The following is a 16,535-nucleotide window of genomic DNA, read 5'->3' as shown; positions in this document are numbered from 1 at the left end:
GTGAGGAGCGGCCTGCTGCGGCCGCGCCGACTCGCCTCTGGACAGCGGGAGGACAGGGAACCGTGGCCGAATCCGGGTGCGGGGGGCCGGGGGCCGAAGACGCCCCCATGACGCTGACGGCGCGCACGGCGCCCGCGGCGATGACGAGGCGCCCGGCGCACGATGGCGGCGCGCGGCGGCAGACGGGGCGTGAGGCGGGGACCCGTACCTACCCCCGTGCCCTGCCGATCGTCCCCGTCCGGGCCCGCGGCCTCACCGTCGAGGGCGCGGACGGCCGCCGTTACCTGGACTGCCTGTCCGGGGGCGGGACGCTGCCCCTGGGGCACAACCACCCGGTCGTGCTGGAGGCGATCCGCACGGTGCTCGACTCGGGCGCCCCCCTGCACGCCCCCGACCTGGCGTCGCCGGTCCGGGACGCCTTCGTGGACGAGCTGCTCGGCACGCTGCCGCCCGCCCTGGCCCGGCACGCCCGCGTGCGGTTCTGCGGCCCCGGGGAGGCGGACGCGGTGGCGACGGCCGTCACACTGGTCCGCGCCGCCACCGGACGGACGGGCATCGTCCGGTACGCCGAGGGCATGTCCGACGCGGCGCTCACCGGCGTCGGGGCCGACCTCGGTACCGATACCGGCCCCGACGCCGGCCCCCGCGCCCGGCCCGCCGGAGTGCTGCTGGCACCGGTCTCGGAGGAGGGGGTGGTCCCCGTCCCCGACGACCGGACGCGCCGTGTCCGGCGGCTGACCGCCGAGCGGTCCGTTCCGCTCATCGCCGACGAGACCGGCACGGGCGTAGGCCGCACCGGCGCCTACTGGGCGGTGGACCACGCCGGGATCGTGCCCGAGGTGATGGTGTTGTCCAAGGCGGTCGGCGGCAGCCTGCCGCTGTCGGTCGTCGTCCACCACGAGGACCTGGCCCCCGCCCGTCGCGGCTCCCGTCCCGGCGCCTTCAGCGGCAACCACCTGGCCCTGGCCGCCGGTACGGCGACCCTCGCCCACGTCCGCGCCCACCGGCTGGCCGCGCACGCGGACGCCCTGGGCTCCGGCATGCTCCGCCGGCTGCGGGAACTGGCCGCCGCGCATCCGTGCGTCGGTGCCGTACGCGGGCGCGGACTGATGCTCGGCATCGAGTTCGTGGGCGCCGGGGGCGCCGGCGCCCACGCGCCCGGAGTCGCGGCCGCCGTCCAGCGGGCGTGCCTGCGCCGCGGCCTCATCGTGGACGCCGGAGGCCGGCCCGCGCACGTCGTCCGGCTGCTGCCGCCGCTGACCACCACGGAGGAACAGGCGGCGGCGGTACTCGACCGCCTGGCCGACGCCGTCGAGTCGGTGGCCCGTGGCGGCTCGGGCCCCGCCTCCCCGGAGCCGCGTCCCCGCTGAGGCCCTGCCCGGCCCCGAGACGGCACCGCCGCGCCGTGCCGCCTCGGGGCACACCCGTACCCCGTTGCCGTACATCCGTATGACAAACCGCAGTCCACCCGTATGAAAAAACGTTCGTTCTGAGGATCGATCCGCCGTGAACCCCCTCGTGAACCCCCTCCACCCGTCCGAGAACCCCGTCTGCCCGCAGCCGTCGCAGCCGTCTGTGTCGTCGGAGCCGTCGAGGCCGCCCGGCATCGCCGAGGCCGTACCCGAGCCCCGGGCCGCGCGGCCCCCGACCGGGCCGCCGCAAGCACCGGTGGCCCCCGCCCGGGACGCCGGGCCCTCGGCTCGCCCGGACCCCCTGGACGACCCGGACCCGCACAGCGCGGCCCAGGCCGCCGCCGTCGAGAACCTGCTGCGCTGCCGGCTCCGGGAGAGCGGGTCGGCCGAACCGGAGGAGGGCCTCCTCCGCGTCCCTCTGCCCGCCAGCGGGACCGCGCTGCTCGTCCCGGTGCGCTACTGGTCACCGACCGGCTGGCACCGCTTCGGCGCCCCGCGCCTGGCCGGCGCGCCCGGCCCCGGCCGCCCGGTGGACGCGGTGACGCTCGCCGCGCTGCTCGCCAGGGAGTCGACCGGCGCCACCCAGGCGACCGCCCTCGACCTCGTGGCCCGGGTCGCCGACTCCGTCCGCCGCACCGCCCTCTTCATCGCCGACCGCCGGGCCCGGCCCGCCGACCCTCCCGACCGCTTCCTCGCCGCGGAGCAGGCCCTCGTGCACGGCCACCCCACGCACCCCACCCCCAAGAGCCGCGAGGGACTCTCCGAGCACGAGACGCGCCGGTACTCACCAGAGCTGCGGGGCTCCTTCCCCCTGCACTGGATGGCCGTCGCGCCGTCCCTGCTCAGCACCGACTCCGCCTGGACCGAACGCGGCCGGACCGTACCGGCGTCCCGGCTCACCGCCCGGCTGGGACCCGTAGGGGAACTCCCGGACGGATACGCCGCCCTGCCCCTGCACCCCTGGCAGGCCCGGGAGCTACGGCACAGACCCGAGGTCGAGGCCCTGCTGGACGCGGGGCTGCTGCGCGACCTCGGCCCCCAGGGGCCGCCCTGGCATCCGACCTCCTCCGTGCGGACCGTCCACCGCACCGACGCGCCCGCCATGCTGAAGCTCTCCCTGGGCCTGCGCATCACCAACTCCCGGCGCGAGAACCTCCGCAAGGAACTCCACCGCGGCGTCGAGGTCCACCGCCTGCTGCGGCGCGGTCTGGCGGACCGGTGGCGCGCGGCCCACCCTGGCTTCGACATCGTCCGCGACCCGGCCTGGCTCGCCGTGGACGGCCCGGACGGCGCTCCCGTGCGCGGACTCGACGTGGTCGTCCGGCACAACCCCTTCGGGCCGTCCGACGACGTCTCCTGCGTCGCCGGACTCGTCGCCCCCGGAGCCGGGGGTCCGGGAGACCCGTACGGGTCCCGGCTGGCCCGGGTCGTCACCGGTCTGGCCGCCCGGACCGGCCGCACCCCCGGCGCCGTCGCCGCCGAGTGGTTCCCGCGCTACCTCGAACAGGTCGTACGGCCCCTGCTCTGGCTGGACGGCGAGGCGGGCATCGCCCTGGAGGCGCACCAGCAGAACACGCTGCTCCTCCTGGACGCCGACGGCTGGCCCGCCGGCGGCCGTTACCGGGACAACCAGGGCTACTACTTCCGCGAGTCCCGCCGCGCCGAACTCGACGCCCGGCTGCCCGGCATCGGGGAGCGCAGCGACACGTTCGTCGCCGACGAGGTCGCCGACGAGCGGTTCGCGTACTACCTGGCCGTCAACAACGTCCTCGGGCTCGTGGGCGCCCTCGGCTCCCAGCGGCTCGCCGACGAGACGCTGCTCCTCGGGATCTTCCGGGCCTTCCTGCGCGAGGCCGCCGCCGGACCGCGCCGGCTGCCCGGCACCCTGCCGGCCCTGCTCCTCGACTCACCCGTCCTGCGCTGCAAGGCCAACCTGCTGACCCGCCTGCGCGGCCTGGACGAGCTCGTCGGCCCGGTCGACACCCAGTCCGTCTACGTCACCCTGCCCAACCCGCTGCACCGCTGACCCACGTCGAGAGGAACGAGCCCGTGCCCCGCACCGAGGCGAGCCCCCGCCCCGCCGGCGTCGAGGCCGTCACGCGGGAGGCCGCCCACACCCCGGCCGGCGTGTTCCGGCTTCTCCCCGTCGACCTGGCGCGGGACCTGCCGCTGCTCGGCCGCTGGATGAACGATCCGGCGGTCGCCAGCTTCTGGGAGCTGGCCGGACCCTGGCACCTGACCGCCGCCCATGTGCGGGCCCAGCTCACCGGAGCGGGACACAGCGTGCCGTGCCTCGGTGTCCTGGACGGCAGGCCGATGAGCTACTGGGAGATCTACCGCGCCGACCTCGATCCACTGGCCCGCCACTGCCCGGTACGGCCGCACGACACCGGCCTCCACCTGCTGATCGGCGACGCGGCCGACCGGGGGCGGGGACTCGGCACCCTGCTGATCGGCGTGGTCACCGGCCTCGTGCTGGCGGGGCTGCCCGCGTGCACCCGGGTCCTCGCCGAACCGGACGTGCGCAACGCGCCCTGTGCCGCCGCTTTCCGGAACGCCGGTTTCCGGCCGTCCGGCGAGATCGTCCTGCCGGGCAAGCGCGCGGCCCTCATGATCCGGGACCGCTGCCCGGAGTGAGGCCGCCGGTCCTCCTTCGGCGCAGCTCGGCGAAGGAGACCCCGCCTCGGGCACGCCCCGTGCGCCCTCCTTTCCTCCCCTGCGCCCCCTCCGGTCGTTCCGCGGTCCGTCCCGCCCCGCGGCCTTCCTCACCCGTTTGTCACTGCCGGGCCGTAGGGTGGTCGCGCTATGACGAAGCCCTCACTCCCTGAACTCCTGCACGCCGCCGTCACCGCCGTCGGCGGCACGGAGCGCCCCGGCCAGGTGGCCATGGCCGAAGCGGTCGCGGAGGCGATCGACGACGGTTCGCACCTGCTGGTCCAGGCCGGCACCGGCACCGGCAAGTCGCTCGGCTACCTCGTGCCCGCGCTCGCCCACGGGGAGCGGGTGATCGTGGCGACCGCGACCCTGGCCCTTCAGCGCCAGCTCGTCGAGCGGGACCTGCCGCGCACGGTGGACGCCCTCCACCCGCTGCTGCGCCGCCGCCCGGAGTTCGCGATGCTCAAGGGCCGGTCGAACTACCTGTGCCTGCACCGGCTGCACGAGGGCGTCCCGCAGGACGAGGAGGAGGGCCTCTTCGACCAGTTCGAGGCCGCCGCCCCGACCAGCAGGCTCGGCCAGGACCTGCTGCGCATGCGGGACTGGGCCGACGAGACGGAGACCGGTGACCGCGACGACCTGACGCCGGGCGTGTCCGACCGGGCCTGGGCGCAGGTGTCGGTCTCGTCCCGGGAGTGCCTGGGCGCCTCGAAGTGCGCGTACGGCGCCGAGTGCTTCGCCGAGATGGCCCGGGAGCGCGCCAAGCTCTCCGAGGTCGTCGTCACCAATCACGCGCTGCTGGCCATCGACGCCATCGAGGGCGCCCCGGTCCTGCCGCAGCACGAGGTGCTCATCGTCGACGAGGCGCACGAACTGGTCTCCCGGGTCACCGGCGTCGCCACCGGTGAACTCACCCCGGGTCAGGTCAACCGCGCGGTGCGCCGGGCGGCGAAGCTGGTCAACGAGAAGGCCGCCGACCAGCTCCAGACCGCCTCCGAGGGCTTCGAGCGGGTCATGGAGCTGGCCCTGCCCGGCCGCCTGGAGGAGGTCCCGGAGGACCTCGGCTACGCGCTGATGGCCCTGCGGGACGCCTGCCGTACGGTGATCTCCGCGATCGGCACCACCCGCGACAAGTCCGTCCAGGACGAGGACGCCGTCCGCAAGCAGGCCCTCGCCTCCGTGGAGTCCGTGCACGACGTGGCGGAGCGGATCGCCAACGGCTCCGAGTGGGACGTCGTCTGGTACGAGCGGCACGACCGTTTCGGCGCGTCCCTGCGGGTCGCCCCCATGTCGGTCGCCGGGCTGCTGCGGGAGAAGCTCTTCGCCGACCGGTCGGTCGTCCTGACCTCGGCGACCCTGAAGCTGGGCGGTGACTTCAACGGGGTCGGTGCCTCCCTCGGCCTCGCCCCCGAGGGCACCCAGGGCGAGGACGTCCCGCAGTGGAAGGGCGTCGACGTCGGCTCGCCCTTCGACTACCCCCGGCAGGGCATCCTGTACGTCGCCAAGCACCTGGCCCGCCCGGCGCGCGACGGCGACCGCGCCGACATGCTGGACGAACTGACCGAGCTGATCCAGGCGGCGGGCGGACGGACGCTCGGGCTCTTCTCGTCGATGCGGGCGGCCCAGCTGGCCGCCGAGGAGCTGCGGACGCGGATTCCCGAGTTCCCGATCCTGCTCCAGGGCGAGGAGACGCTCGGTGAGCTGATCAAGAACTTCGCGGCCGATCCGCGGACCTGTCTGTTCGGCACGCTCTCGCTCTGGCAGGGCGTCGACGTCCCCGGCCCCAGCTGCCAGCTGGTCGTCATGGACAAGATCCCGTTCCCGCGCCCGGACGACCCTCTGATGAGCGCCCGGCAGAAGGCCGTGGAGGAGGCGGGGGGCAACGGCTTCATGGCGGTGGCCGCCACCCACGCGGCCCTGCTCATGGCCCAGGGCGCGGGCCGGCTGGTGCGGGCCTCCGGGGACCGGGGTGTGGTCGCCGTACTGGACCCGCGTCTGGCCACGGCCCGGTACGGCAGCTATCTGAAGGCGTCGCTGCCCGACTTCTGGTACACCACGGACCGTAACCAGGCGCGGAAGTCGCTGGCCGCCATCGACGCGGCGGCGAAGCAGGCGGAGACTCAGGCCGGGTGATCGGCGGAGCGCGCCGTCCCGCGGTCCGCTGATGCCGGACCCGGCGGTTCCCTGGACAGCACAGGGCCCCGGAACCGGCGCAGGGGTCCCGGGGCCCGGTCAGGACGGCGGGGCCCCGTAAGGCCCGCTCGCCGTGACGGTCAGACGCGGCGCAGGACGGCCACCACCTTGCCGAGGATGGTCGCGTCGTCGCCGGGGATCGGCTCGTAGGCCGCGTTGTGCGGGAGGAGCCAGACGTGGCCGTCCTCGCGCTTGAAGCGCTTCACGGTGGCCTCGCCGTCGAGCATGGCGGCCACGATGTCGCCGTTCTCCGCGACCGGCTGACGGCGGACCGTGACCCAGTCGCCGTCACAGATGGCGGCCTCGATCATCGAGTCGCCGACCACCTTGAGGACGAACAGCTCACCGTCGCCGACGAGCTGCCGGGGCAGCGGAAAGACGTCCTCGACGGACTCCTCCGCGAGGATCGGGCCACCGGCGGCGATGCGCCCGACGAGCGGGACGTACGACGCGGCGGGCTTGCCCGCGGTGTCCGTCGGCTGCACGGAGGCGGCCTGGTCGGAGCCGCGCACCTCGTAGGCGCGCGGGCGGTGCGGGTCGCGGCGCAGGAAGCCCTTGCGCTCCAGCGCCATCAGCTGATGGGCGACGGAGGACGTGCTGGAGAGGCCGACGGCCTGGCCGATCTCCCGCATCGACGGCGGGTAGCCCCGGCGCTGCACCGAGTCCCGGATGACCTCGATCACCCGGCGTTGCCGGTCGGTGAGTCCCGAGCTGTCCGCCCGGATGCCTGGAGGTCGGCCCGGCATGGAGCGCTTGGCTCCGTCGGGATTCGTGGCTTCGTTCATCGCGTGCACCGGCTCGATTCGCCCCGGGGAGCGGTCCTGGGCGGTGATGGCGGCACTGTCTGCGGTGGTGGTCACGTCGGCCCCTCTCGATGGTCTCCCTGCTGGACAACGGTAGTTGCTTTCGAAAGGTTGCGCCAAACACACGTTCGAGTGAAAAAACGCGAATTACCTGACGTGATCACGTGTCCAGGTGTATTGCCCCGCACTGTTCGACGGACATAAGGGCCCATTGTTGTACCCTTCACCGCCGGGGTGGTCGCTCGCGGACCGGTGCCCAGTCTGCCATTCGGTCTTCCGTCCGGCGGGGCGCGGTCCTCATCTGTGCGGGAGTCCCACCTCGCCTCCCCGCGGCGACCACGGTATCTCCGCACGCGCCGCACCGGCGCCGCCGCGCGTCACGCGCGCGTGGCGTCGCATCCGGAGGCGCGTCGCGGCTCGCGCGAGGTGTGGCGTCCGACCGGCTTCGCAGTCGTACACGCGGAAGGGGGCCGGTGCCGCTCGCGCCGGCGGCCCGCGCGAGGGGCCGTGCGGCGGCCCGGGAGCGCGCTCCCCGCGCCCCTCCCGGCGGCTCCCGGGGCGGCCCCGGCCCGCGGGGGCCCGGTTCGCCGAGGTGAACGGACGGGCGGCGCCCGCTCCGACGGCCGCGACACGCGTGACGGCGTGGGTGTATGAGCCAATCCCCATATGTAGTGGTTGGATTGCACCAGTGGCCCACAAGTTGTGGTCCCCCCGGTCTTGAGGCTGGAGGCGATCGCCTATGCTGGGGGCTGCTTCGAGGGGCCTGAGGGCCCTTGTGAGGCCAATGAGTCTGCCGTGAGGAGGGTTGGAGTCCCATGCACTGCCCCTTCTGCAGGCACCCCGACAGCCGTGTCGTCGACAGCCGTACGACGGACGACGGCACGTCGATCCGCAGGCGCCGCCAGTGCCCTGACTGCTCTCGCCGGTTCACGACCGTGGAGACCTGCTCGCTGATGGTGGTCAAGCGGTCCGGGGTCACCGAACCGTTCAGCCGCGCCAAGATCATCAACGGCGTGCGCAAGGCGTGTCAGGGGCGGCCCGTCACCGAGGACGCGCTCGCCCAGCTCGGCCAGCGGGTCGAGGAGGCGGTGCGGGCCACCGGGAGCGCCGAGCTGACCAGCCACGACGTGGGGCTGGCCATACTCGGCCCGCTCCAGGAGCTGGACCTCGTCGCGTATCTGCGGTTCGCCTCGGTCTACCGGGCGTTCGATTCGCTCGACGACTTCGAGGCCGCGATCGCGGAACTCAGGGAAGAGACCGGGCGGCCCGGCGGGGACGGCGACGACGCCGGCGCGGGGAGCCAGGAGGACGGCCCCGGGCCAGGAGGGACCGCCCAGGTCCCCGAGCCCGCGGGCGCCGCCGACTGACCGGCGGGCCGGGCCCGGACCGAGGAACCGGGGACCGGCCGGACGGCGGCGGAGAAGAAGACCTGCTGCGGACGGAGCGAGGTGTCCGCAGCACCAGACAGAACACCGTGCCACGGGAACATCGGGGCACTTCAGGGCGTTTTCGCCCGTATCAGGGAGGCGGCATGACAGAGACGGCGAGCGGTCCGGCACGGAGTTCCCGCGCCAAGGGCACGAAGGCGAGCAAGGGGCTCCGCGTCGAGCGCATCCACACCACCCCGGGGGTGCACCCCTACGACGAGGTGGCCTGGGAGCGTCGTGACGTCGTCATGACCAACTGGCGCGACGGCTCGGTCAACTTCGAGCAGCGCGGCGTCGAGTTCCCCGACTTCTGGTCGGTGAACGCGGTCAACATCGTCACCAGCAAGTACTTCCGGGGCGCCGTCGGCACCCCGCAGCGCGAGACCAGCCTCAGGCAGCTGATCGACCGCATCGTGAAGACGTACCGGAAGGCCGGCGAGGACTACAAGTACTTCGCCTCGCCCGCCGACGCCGAGATCTTCGAGCACGAGCTGGCCTACGCCCTCCTGCACCAGATCTTCAGCTTCAACAGCCCCGTGTGGTTCAACGTGGGCACGCCCCAGCCGCAGCAGGTCTCCGCCTGCTTCATCCTGTCCGTCGACGACTCCATGGAGTCGATCCTCGACTGGTACAAGGAAGAGGGCATGATCTTCAAGGGCGGTTCCGGCGCCGGCCTGAACCTGTCCCGCATCCGCTCCTCCAAGGAGCTGCTCTCCTCCGGCGGCAACGCCTCCGGCCCGGTCTCCTTCATGCGGGGCGCCGACGCCTCCGCCGGCACGATCAAGTCCGGTGGCGCCACCCGCCGTGCGGCCAAGATGGTCATCCTGGACGTCGACCACCCCGACGTCGAGGACTTCATCGAGACCAAGGTGAAGGAAGAGGAGAAGATCCGCGCCCTGCGCGACGCGGGCTTCGACATGGACCTGGGCGGCGACGACATCACGTCCGTCCAGTACCAGAACGCCAACAACTCGGTCCGGGTGAACGACGAGTTCATGAAGGCGGTCGAGCAGGGCGGCAAGTTCGGTCTGCGGGCCCGGATGACCGGTGAGGTCATCGAGGAGATCGAGGCCAAGAGCCTCTTCCGCAAGATGGCCGAGGCCGCCTGGGCCTGCGCCGACCCGGGCATCCAGTACGACGACACCATCAACCACTGGCACACCTGCCCGGAGTCCGGCCGGATCAACGGCTCGAACCCCTGCAGCGAGTACATGCACCTGGACAACACGTCCTGCAACCTCGCCTCGCTGAACCTGATGAAGTTCCTCAAGGACGACGGCAAGGGCCACCAGTCCTTCGAGACCGAGCGGTTCCAGAAGGTCGTCGAGCTGGTCATCACCGCGATGGACATCTCGATCTGCTTCGCGGACTTCCCCACCGAGAAGATCGGTGAGAACACCCGCGCCTTCCGCCAGCTCGGCATCGGCTACGCCAACCTCGGCGCCCTGCTGATGGCCACCGGCCACGCCTACGACTCCGACGGCGGCCGCGCGCTCGCCGGTGCCATCACCTCCCTGATGACCGGCACCGCCTACCGCCGCTCCGCCGAGCTGGCCGCGGTCGTCGGCCCGTACGACGGCTACGCCCGCAACGCCGACGCCCACAAGCGCGTCATGAAGCAGCACTCCGACGCCAACGGCACGGCCGTCCGCATGGACGACCTGGACACCCCGGTGTGGGCCGCGGCCACGGAGGCCTGGCAGGACGTCCTGCACCTCGGCGAGAAGAACGGTTTCCGTAACTCCCAGGCGTCCGTCCTCGCCCCGACCGGCACCATCGGCCTGGCGATGTCCTGCGACACCACCGGTGTCGAGCCCGACCTCGCGCTGGTCAAGTTCAAGAAGCTGGTCGGCGGCGGCTCGATGCAGATCGTCAACGGCACGGTGCCGCAGGCCCTGCGCCGCCTGGGCTACCAGGAGGAGCAGATCGAGGCGATCGTCGCCCACATCGCCGAGCACGGCAATGTGATCGACGCCCCCTCCCTCAAGCCCGAGCACTACGAGGTGTTCGACTGCGCCATGGGCGAGCGGGCCATCTCCCCGATGGGCCACGTCCGCATGATGGCCGCGATCCAGCCGTGGATCTCCGGTGCCATCTCCAAGACGGTCAACATGCCGGAGACGGCGACCGTCGAGGAGGTCGAGGAGATCTACTACGAGGCCTGGAAGCTCGGCGTCAAGGCGCTCGCGATCTACCGCGACAACTGCAAGGTGGGCCAGCCGCTCTCCGCCAAGACCAAGGAGGTCAAGGAGGAGAAGGCCGAGGCCCCCGCGGCCGTCGAGCCCGCCAAGGTCGAGAAGGTCGTCGAGTACCGTCCGGTCCGCAAGCGCCTCCCGAAGGGACGTCCCGGCATCACCACGTCCTTCACCGTCGGCGGCGCCGAGGGCTACATGACCGCCAACTCCTACCCGGACGACGGTCTCGGTGAGGTCTTCCTCAAGATGTCCAAGCAGGGCTCGACCCTCGCGGGCATGATGGACGCCTTCTCCATCGCGGTCTCCGTCGGCCTCCAGTACGGCGTGCCGCTGGAGACGTACGTCTCGAAGTTCACCAATATGCGCTTCGAGCCGGCCGGCATGACGGACGACCCGGACGTGCGGATGGCGCAGTCGATCGTCGACTACATCTTCCGCCGCCTGGCGCTGGACTTCCTGCCCTTCGAGACGCGCTCCGCGCTCGGCATCCACTCCGCCGAGGAGCGCCAGCGTCACCTGGAGACCGGTTCGTACGAGCCGTCCGACGACGAGGTCGACGTGGAGGGCCTGGCCCAGTCGGCGCCGCGCGCCCAGGAACTGAAGGCGGTCGCCACGCCGAAGGCCGAGGTCGAGGCGGCCAAGCCCGCCCCGAAGCAGGCGCACACCAGCGCCGAGCTGGTGGAGATGCAGCTGGGCATCCAGGCCGACGCCCCGCTCTGTTTCTCCTGCGGCACGAAGATGCAGCGGGCCGGCTCCTGCTACATCTGCGAGGGCTGCGGTTCGACCAGCGGCTGCAGCTGACGCGTAGGACCCCATGAGCAGGGGGCGACGGCCCTGGCCGTCGCCCCCTGCTCATGCCCGGTGGCCGCTCAGGGGCGGCGCAGCGTGCCCATGACCCGGGTGAAGTCCGCCGGGTCGTCCTCGTAGCCGTGGACACCGGCCCGGAACTCCCACGCCCCGTCCTCGTCCCGGACGAACTCCGCGACCGTGGCCGCCGTCGCCCCCAGGACGTCCCCGAAGTCGGAGGAGGCGAGGTCGGTGTACCCCTCGCGGATGCGCAGTCCCGGGCTGGTCACGCCGGCGAAGGTCCGCCGGCCGGCGCGCTGCTGGATGACGACACCGACCACCACGCGCGCGTACCGCGCGTCGACCCGCTCCAGCTCCAGGGTCATGACCTCGTCGAAGCCGAAGCCCTTGCCGTCCTGGCTGTCCCGGTTGAGATAGATGGTGCCGTCGGGGGAGCGGCTGTCGAAGTGCGTCACATAGGCGGGATCGCCGTACGGCGCCTCCGCCAGGTAGGTCGCGGCCACCACGTCCAGATCGGCGGGGGGCTCGCCCGACGGGTTCGGGTCCCATCTCAGGGCGACCTCGACCTTCCTGATCCCCTTGCTGAGGCCGTTCACTCACTTCCCCTTCCCGGTAGCCCGCCCTGTCCGTCCACCCCAACTGCCGAACAGTGACGGCCGGTTGTCCATCCTGCCACGCATGGGGGAGCGGCGGTGGACGGCGGGAGCACGCAAGGGCGACCGCGCCGCGGGCCCTGGCCTTACCATGGCGCGGTGCTGGTCAAGTGGATTCGCTGCACCGTGGTGGACCGCCGCGGTTTCGAGCGGGGGCAGCGGAAGTGGGCGGGGCTTCCGGGGGAGCCGGGTTTCCGAGGGCAGGGCGGCGGCTGGAGCCGGATACGCCCCGACGTCGCGCACGTCTTCACCTTCTGGGAGAGCCGTACCTTCTACGACTCGTTCATGGCCCGCTCCCACGACCGGCTGGCCGCCGCGCAGTCGGGCACTTTCAAGAACGCCAGGACCCGCCTCTTCGACCACCGCTTCGACGTGAAGACCGGCTTCGAACCCCGCTTCACCGACGCCGACCTGGTGCGGGTCGCCCTCTGCCGGGTGCACGAGGAGCGCGCCGAGCACTTCGCCCTGATGCAGGAGAAGGTCTGGAACCCGGCGATGGCCGGGTCGCCCGGCATGATCCGGGGCCTGTTCGGCGAAGCGCCGGGGAACGAGTACCTGGTGCTGTCGATGTGGCAGGCCGCCGCCGAGCACGGCAAGTACCGCGAGGAGCGGATCGAGCGGCTCGCCCTGCGGGCCCAGACGGAGGCCGATGTCGAGGCCCTGACCGGGGACGTCGTGGAGCTGGAGCCCTCCTGGACCGTGTGAGCCGGAGCGTGCGTGTGTGACCTACGCCGTATGGAGCCCGCCCGGGTGCTCGGCGCCGGCCGGCGCGATCTAGGGTCTTGGCATGGCACGACCACGGCGCATCGTCCTTGTCCGGCACGGCGAGTCGACGGGCAACCTCGACGATTCCGTGTACGAGCGCGAACCCGACCACGCCCTGGGACTGACCGAGCGGGGCCGGCAGGAGGCCCGGGACACCGGGAAGGAGTTGCGCGAGCTGTTCGGCCGGGAGCGGGTCAGCGTGTACGTGTCCCCCTACCGGCGGACCCACGAGACCCTGCGCGCCTTCCACCTCGACAGCGAGCTGATACGGGTGCGCGAGGAGCCCCGGCTGCGGGAGCAGGACTGGGGCAACTGGCAGGACCGCGAGGACGTACGTCGCCAGAAGGCGTACCGGGACGCCTACGGGCACTTCTTCTACCGCTTCGCCCAGGGCGAGTCCGGTGCCGACGTGTACGACCGGGTGGGCGGCTTCCTGGAGAGCCTCTTCCGCAGCTTCGAGGAGCCCGACCACCCGCCGAACGTGCTGCTGGTGACGCACGGCCTGGCCATGCGGCTGTTCTGCATGCGCTGGTTCCACTGGACGGTCGCGGAGTTCGAGTCGCTGTCCAACCCGGGGAACGGCGAGTACCGGATGCTCGTTCTCGGCGAGGACGGCAGATACCGGCTCGACCGCCCCTTCTCCCACTGGCGGGACCCGGAACCGTACTGAATGATCGAATGAGGGTGGCAGCCGGATGACCGCACATACCGCACATACCCCTGCTGAGGAACGCCTGGGCCGGGCGCTGGCCAGTCTGCGCGGACTGGCGGTGGGTGACGCGCTGGGCTCGCAGTACTTCGTGCCCGTCAACCTTCCCCTGCTGAAGCGGCACGAGGTGCCCGCCGGGGACTGGCAGTGGACGGACGACACGGAGATGGCCTGTTCCGTGGTGGCGGTGCTCGCCGCCCACGGGCGTATCGACCAGGAGGCGCTGGCGCGCTCCTTCGCCGTGCGCCATGACGCCGACCGCGGGTACGGGCCGGCCGTCAACCGGCTCCTGCGGCTGGTCCGGGAGGGCGGTGACTGGCGGGAACTCGCGGCCGCCCTCTTCGACGGGCAGGGCTCGTGGGGCAACGGCGCGGCGATGCGGATCGCCCCGCTGGGCGCCTGGTACGGGGACGATCCCGAGCAGGCCACGCACCAAGCGGAGATCTCCGCCTATCCCACGCACCAGCACCGGGAGGCGGTGGTCGGCGCCATGGCCGTGGCCGCCGCCGCCGCGCTGGCCGCGTCGCCCGACGGCCCGCCGGGAGCCGGGGCGCTGATCGACGGGGTGATCGCCCTGGTGCCGGCGAAGAGCGCGGTCGGCGCGGGGCTGCGCCGGGCCCGGGACCTGCTCGACTACGACGACGCGGCCACGGTGGCGGCGGTCCTGGGGTGCGGGCGGCGTACGTCCGCGCACGACACGGTCCCGTTCGCGCTCTGGTCGGCGGCACGGGCCCTCGGCGCGTACGAGCGCGCGTTCTGGACCACGGCCCAGGTCGGCGGCGACGTCGACACCACCTGCGCCATCGTCGGCGGCGTGGTCGCCGCAGGGGAGGCGGGGGCGCCGCCGGTGGCGTGGGTGGAGCGGACCGAGCGGCTGCCGGAGTGGCTGACGGCGGCGCTCTGACCGTCGGCGGAGGGCGGATCAGGGGCCGCTTGACTACTCGCTGTATATCTCGTTGTGCATTCGGGAACTCTCGGTGACCGCTCGGGCGTTGTCATGACGAGTGCCGCGTGAGGCGTCTGCCGTGTGAGCGGCAGGGCGGCAGCGGGTTGTGGGCGTGCGGTGAGTCGTCAGGAGGGGAAGGGGCATGCGGCGGTGGAGCGCGTACGGGCGCGCGGGCGTGGGCCGGCGGGGCGAGGGCCGGCAGGGCGTGGGAAGACCTGCCGACCGCCCGCGGCCGGGCCGCCCCGGCTCCTCACCCGACGCCGGGTCCGGCGGTTCCGGACAGCGCCTCCAGGTCGCTCTTGCGGACCCGGATCACCAGCCAGGCCGTCGCCAGGGCCAGCAGGGCCATCACGGCGGCCGGGACGAAGGCCGCGGAGATGCCCTGGGCCAGCACGTCATGCCCCCAGGGCGCCGGAAGCCGGTGGGTCCGCGCGAACTCCGCCCGCTGCTCGGCAGAGCCGTCGGCGAGGAAGTCCGGCAGTTGCTTCTCCGTCTCGTTCCTGCTCGCCGTGCCGAACACGGTCGTCAGGATGGACAGTCCGAGCGCCCCGCCGACCTGCTGCGCCGTGTTGAGCAGACCGGAGGCCGCGCCCGCCTCGTGCTGGGCGACCCCGGAGACCGCAGTCAGCGTCAGCGTGACGAAGTTCAGCCCCATCCCAAAGCCGAAGACGAGCATGGGGCCCAGTACGCCGCCCGCGTAGGTGCTGTCCGCGCTGATCAGTGCCTGCCAGGCGAGGCCGGCCGTGGCGAGCGCCGTCCCGGTGAGCATGAACGGCTTGGGGCCGAAGACGGGGAGGAACCGCTGCGAGAGACCGGCGCCGAGCGCGATCACCACGGTGACCGGCAGGAAGGCGAGCCCGGCCTGGATGGGGGTGTAGCCCAGCACGTTCTGGACGAAGAGCACGATGTAGAAGAACATCCCGAACATCGCGGCGGCCAGGCTCAGCATGATCACATACGTGCCGGAGCGGTTGCGGTCGGTGAACATCCGCAGCGGCGTGATCGGCTCCCTGGCCCGGGACTCGATCCGCACGAAGGTGAGCAGCAGGACCACGGCGGCGGCGAAGGAGCCGATGGTCAGGCTGTCCCGCCAGCCCTCGTCCGCCGCCCTGATGAAGCCGTACACCAGGGTGGCCATGCCCGCCGTCGAGGTCGCCGCGCCGGCGATGTCGAAGCGGCCGGAGTGCCGCTCGGACTCGTTGATGAACATCGGGGCGAGTACGGTGATCAGCACACCGATCGGCACGTTGACGAAGAGCACCCAGCGCCAGTCGAGCCACTCGGTGAGCATGCCGCCGGCCAGCAGGCCGATGGCGCCGCCGCCCGCGGAGACGGCGGCGAAGACCCCGAAGGCCCGGTTCCGCTCCGGCCCCTCCGGGAACGTCGTGGTGATGAGCGCGAGCGCCGTGGGGGACGCGATCGCGCCGCCCATTCCCTGGAGCACCCGCGCGGCCAGCAACTGCCAGGGCTCCTGGGCGAACCCGCCGAGCAGCGAGGCGAAGGTGAACAGCAGGATGCCGGTCATGAAGACCCGGCGCCGGCCGAGGATGTCCCCGGCCCGCCCGCCGAGGAGCAGCAGACCGCCGAAGGTGAGGGTGTAGGAGCTGACCACCCAGGTGAGGTCGGTGGTGCTGAAGCTGAGGGCGTCTTGAATGTGCGGGAGCGCGATGTTCACAATCGTCGCGTCGAGCACGACCATGAGTTGGCAGGCCGCGATGACGGCGAGTGCGATGCCGGGCCGCTGGTTCCGGCGGACCGGCTCCGGCTTCTGTTCTCGTATCAACGGAGAGGTGGTCACAGTGAATCCCCCACGAAGTCCATAGTGAACGCTGACGTTCACTGTCACGACGACGGTAGTGACTGCCGGACAGTGAACGCAACCGTTCACTGTGCCCGTGTCGTGTGGCCTGTCCCCCTAGCGGCTCCACGGCACCTCCGCCCACCTGCAGGAATCCCGCTTCCTATGCCCC

The 16,535-nt window shown here is 72.4% G+C and carries 12 protein-coding genes; 9 read left to right on the top strand and 3 right to left on the bottom strand.

Going from position 1 to position 16,535, the window contains the following annotated elements; genetic code table 11:
* Positions 1-107: 107 nt before the first annotated feature.
* From Sdagh_RS11275 to Sdagh_RS11260, 4 genes are all read left to right on the top strand, one after another.
* Entirely contained in the window at positions 108-1,370 is a 1,263-nt protein-coding gene (locus Sdagh_RS11275) for an aminotransferase class III-fold pyridoxal phosphate-dependent enzyme (RefSeq protein ID WP_190077955.1), read from the top strand.
* 136 nt (positions 1,371-1,506) lie between these two features.
* Positions 1,507-3,438, top strand: coding sequence for an IucA/IucC family protein (locus tag Sdagh_RS11270; protein WP_372478437.1), 1,932 nt, complete (start codon positions 1,507-1,509; stop codon positions 3,436-3,438).
* Positions 3,333-4,049, top strand: a complete 717-nt coding sequence (locus Sdagh_RS11265) for a GNAT family N-acetyltransferase (protein ID WP_190077978.1) — start codon at positions 3,333-3,335, stop codon at positions 4,047-4,049. The genes Sdagh_RS11270 and Sdagh_RS11265 overlap by 106 nt, the downstream gene beginning before the upstream one ends.
* Before the next feature lie 168 nt (positions 4,050-4,217).
* A complete protein-coding gene (locus Sdagh_RS11260) occupies positions 4,218-6,200 on the top strand; it encodes an ATP-dependent DNA helicase (protein WP_190011130.1) in 1,983 nt (660 codons plus the stop codon).
* A gap of 140 nt (positions 6,201-6,340) precedes the next feature.
* On the opposite strand, the gene lexA is transcribed toward Sdagh_RS11260, so the two are convergent.
* Positions 6,341-7,120, bottom strand: a complete 780-nt coding sequence (lexA, locus tag Sdagh_RS11255; protein WP_189420901.1) for a transcriptional repressor LexA — start codon at positions 7,118-7,120, stop codon at positions 6,341-6,343.
* 758 nt (positions 7,121-7,878) lie between these two features.
* Between lexA and nrdR the strand changes: the two genes are divergently transcribed.
* The gene (gene nrdR, locus Sdagh_RS11250) at positions 7,879-8,430 is read left to right on the top strand and encodes a transcriptional regulator NrdR (protein WP_189420902.1); all 552 of its coding nucleotides are present in this window, start codon (positions 7,879-7,881) and stop codon (positions 8,428-8,430) included.
* A 164-nt stretch (positions 8,431-8,594) separates the two neighbouring features.
* Entirely contained in the window at positions 8,595-11,486 is a 2,892-nt protein-coding gene (locus Sdagh_RS11245) for a vitamin B12-dependent ribonucleotide reductase (protein WP_190011131.1), read from the top strand.
* A 68-nt stretch (positions 11,487-11,554) separates the two neighbouring features.
* On the opposite strand, the gene Sdagh_RS11240 is transcribed toward Sdagh_RS11245, so the two are convergent.
* Positions 11,555-12,088 carry a TerD family protein gene (locus Sdagh_RS11240; protein WP_189420906.1) on the bottom strand — a complete coding sequence of 178 codons (534 nt, stop codon included), beginning with the start codon at positions 12,086-12,088 and terminating at the stop codon, positions 11,555-11,557.
* A gap of 156 nt (positions 12,089-12,244) precedes the next feature.
* Here Sdagh_RS11240 and Sdagh_RS11235 point away from each other — a divergent pair, with 156 nt between their 5' ends.
* The 3 genes from Sdagh_RS11235 (at position 12,245) to Sdagh_RS11225 (ending at position 14,523) form a co-directional block, all read left to right on the top strand.
* On the top strand, positions 12,245-12,850 hold the full coding sequence (locus Sdagh_RS11235; RefSeq protein ID WP_189420908.1) for a YdbC family protein: 606 nt from the start codon (positions 12,245-12,247) through the stop codon (positions 12,848-12,850).
* 82 nt (positions 12,851-12,932) lie between these two features.
* Positions 12,933-13,580 carry a histidine phosphatase family protein gene (locus Sdagh_RS11230; protein ID WP_189420910.1) on the top strand — a complete coding sequence of 216 codons (648 nt, stop codon included), beginning with the start codon at positions 12,933-12,935 and terminating at the stop codon, positions 13,578-13,580.
* A 25-nt stretch (positions 13,581-13,605) separates the two neighbouring features.
* Positions 13,606-14,523: an ADP-ribosylglycohydrolase family protein gene (locus Sdagh_RS11225; RefSeq protein WP_190077956.1), complete on the top strand. Its 918-nt coding sequence runs from the start codon at positions 13,606-13,608 to the stop codon at positions 14,521-14,523.
* A 292-nt stretch (positions 14,524-14,815) separates the two neighbouring features.
* Here Sdagh_RS11225 and Sdagh_RS11220 read toward each other — a convergent pair whose 3' ends face one another.
* Positions 14,816-16,363: an MFS transporter gene (locus Sdagh_RS11220; RefSeq protein WP_229868288.1), complete on the bottom strand. Its 1,548-nt coding sequence runs from the start codon at positions 16,361-16,363 to the stop codon at positions 14,816-14,818.
* Positions 16,364-16,535 lie beyond the last annotated feature (172 nt).

The sequence above is a fragment of the Streptomyces daghestanicus genome (genome assembly GCF_020521275.1).
GTDB classification, from domain to species: domain Bacteria; phylum Actinomycetota; class Actinomycetes; order Streptomycetales; family Streptomycetaceae; genus Streptomyces; species Streptomyces griseoviridis.
The sequence above is the reverse complement of the archived record's forward strand: the minus strand, read 5'-3'. Positions and strand labels throughout refer to the sequence as shown.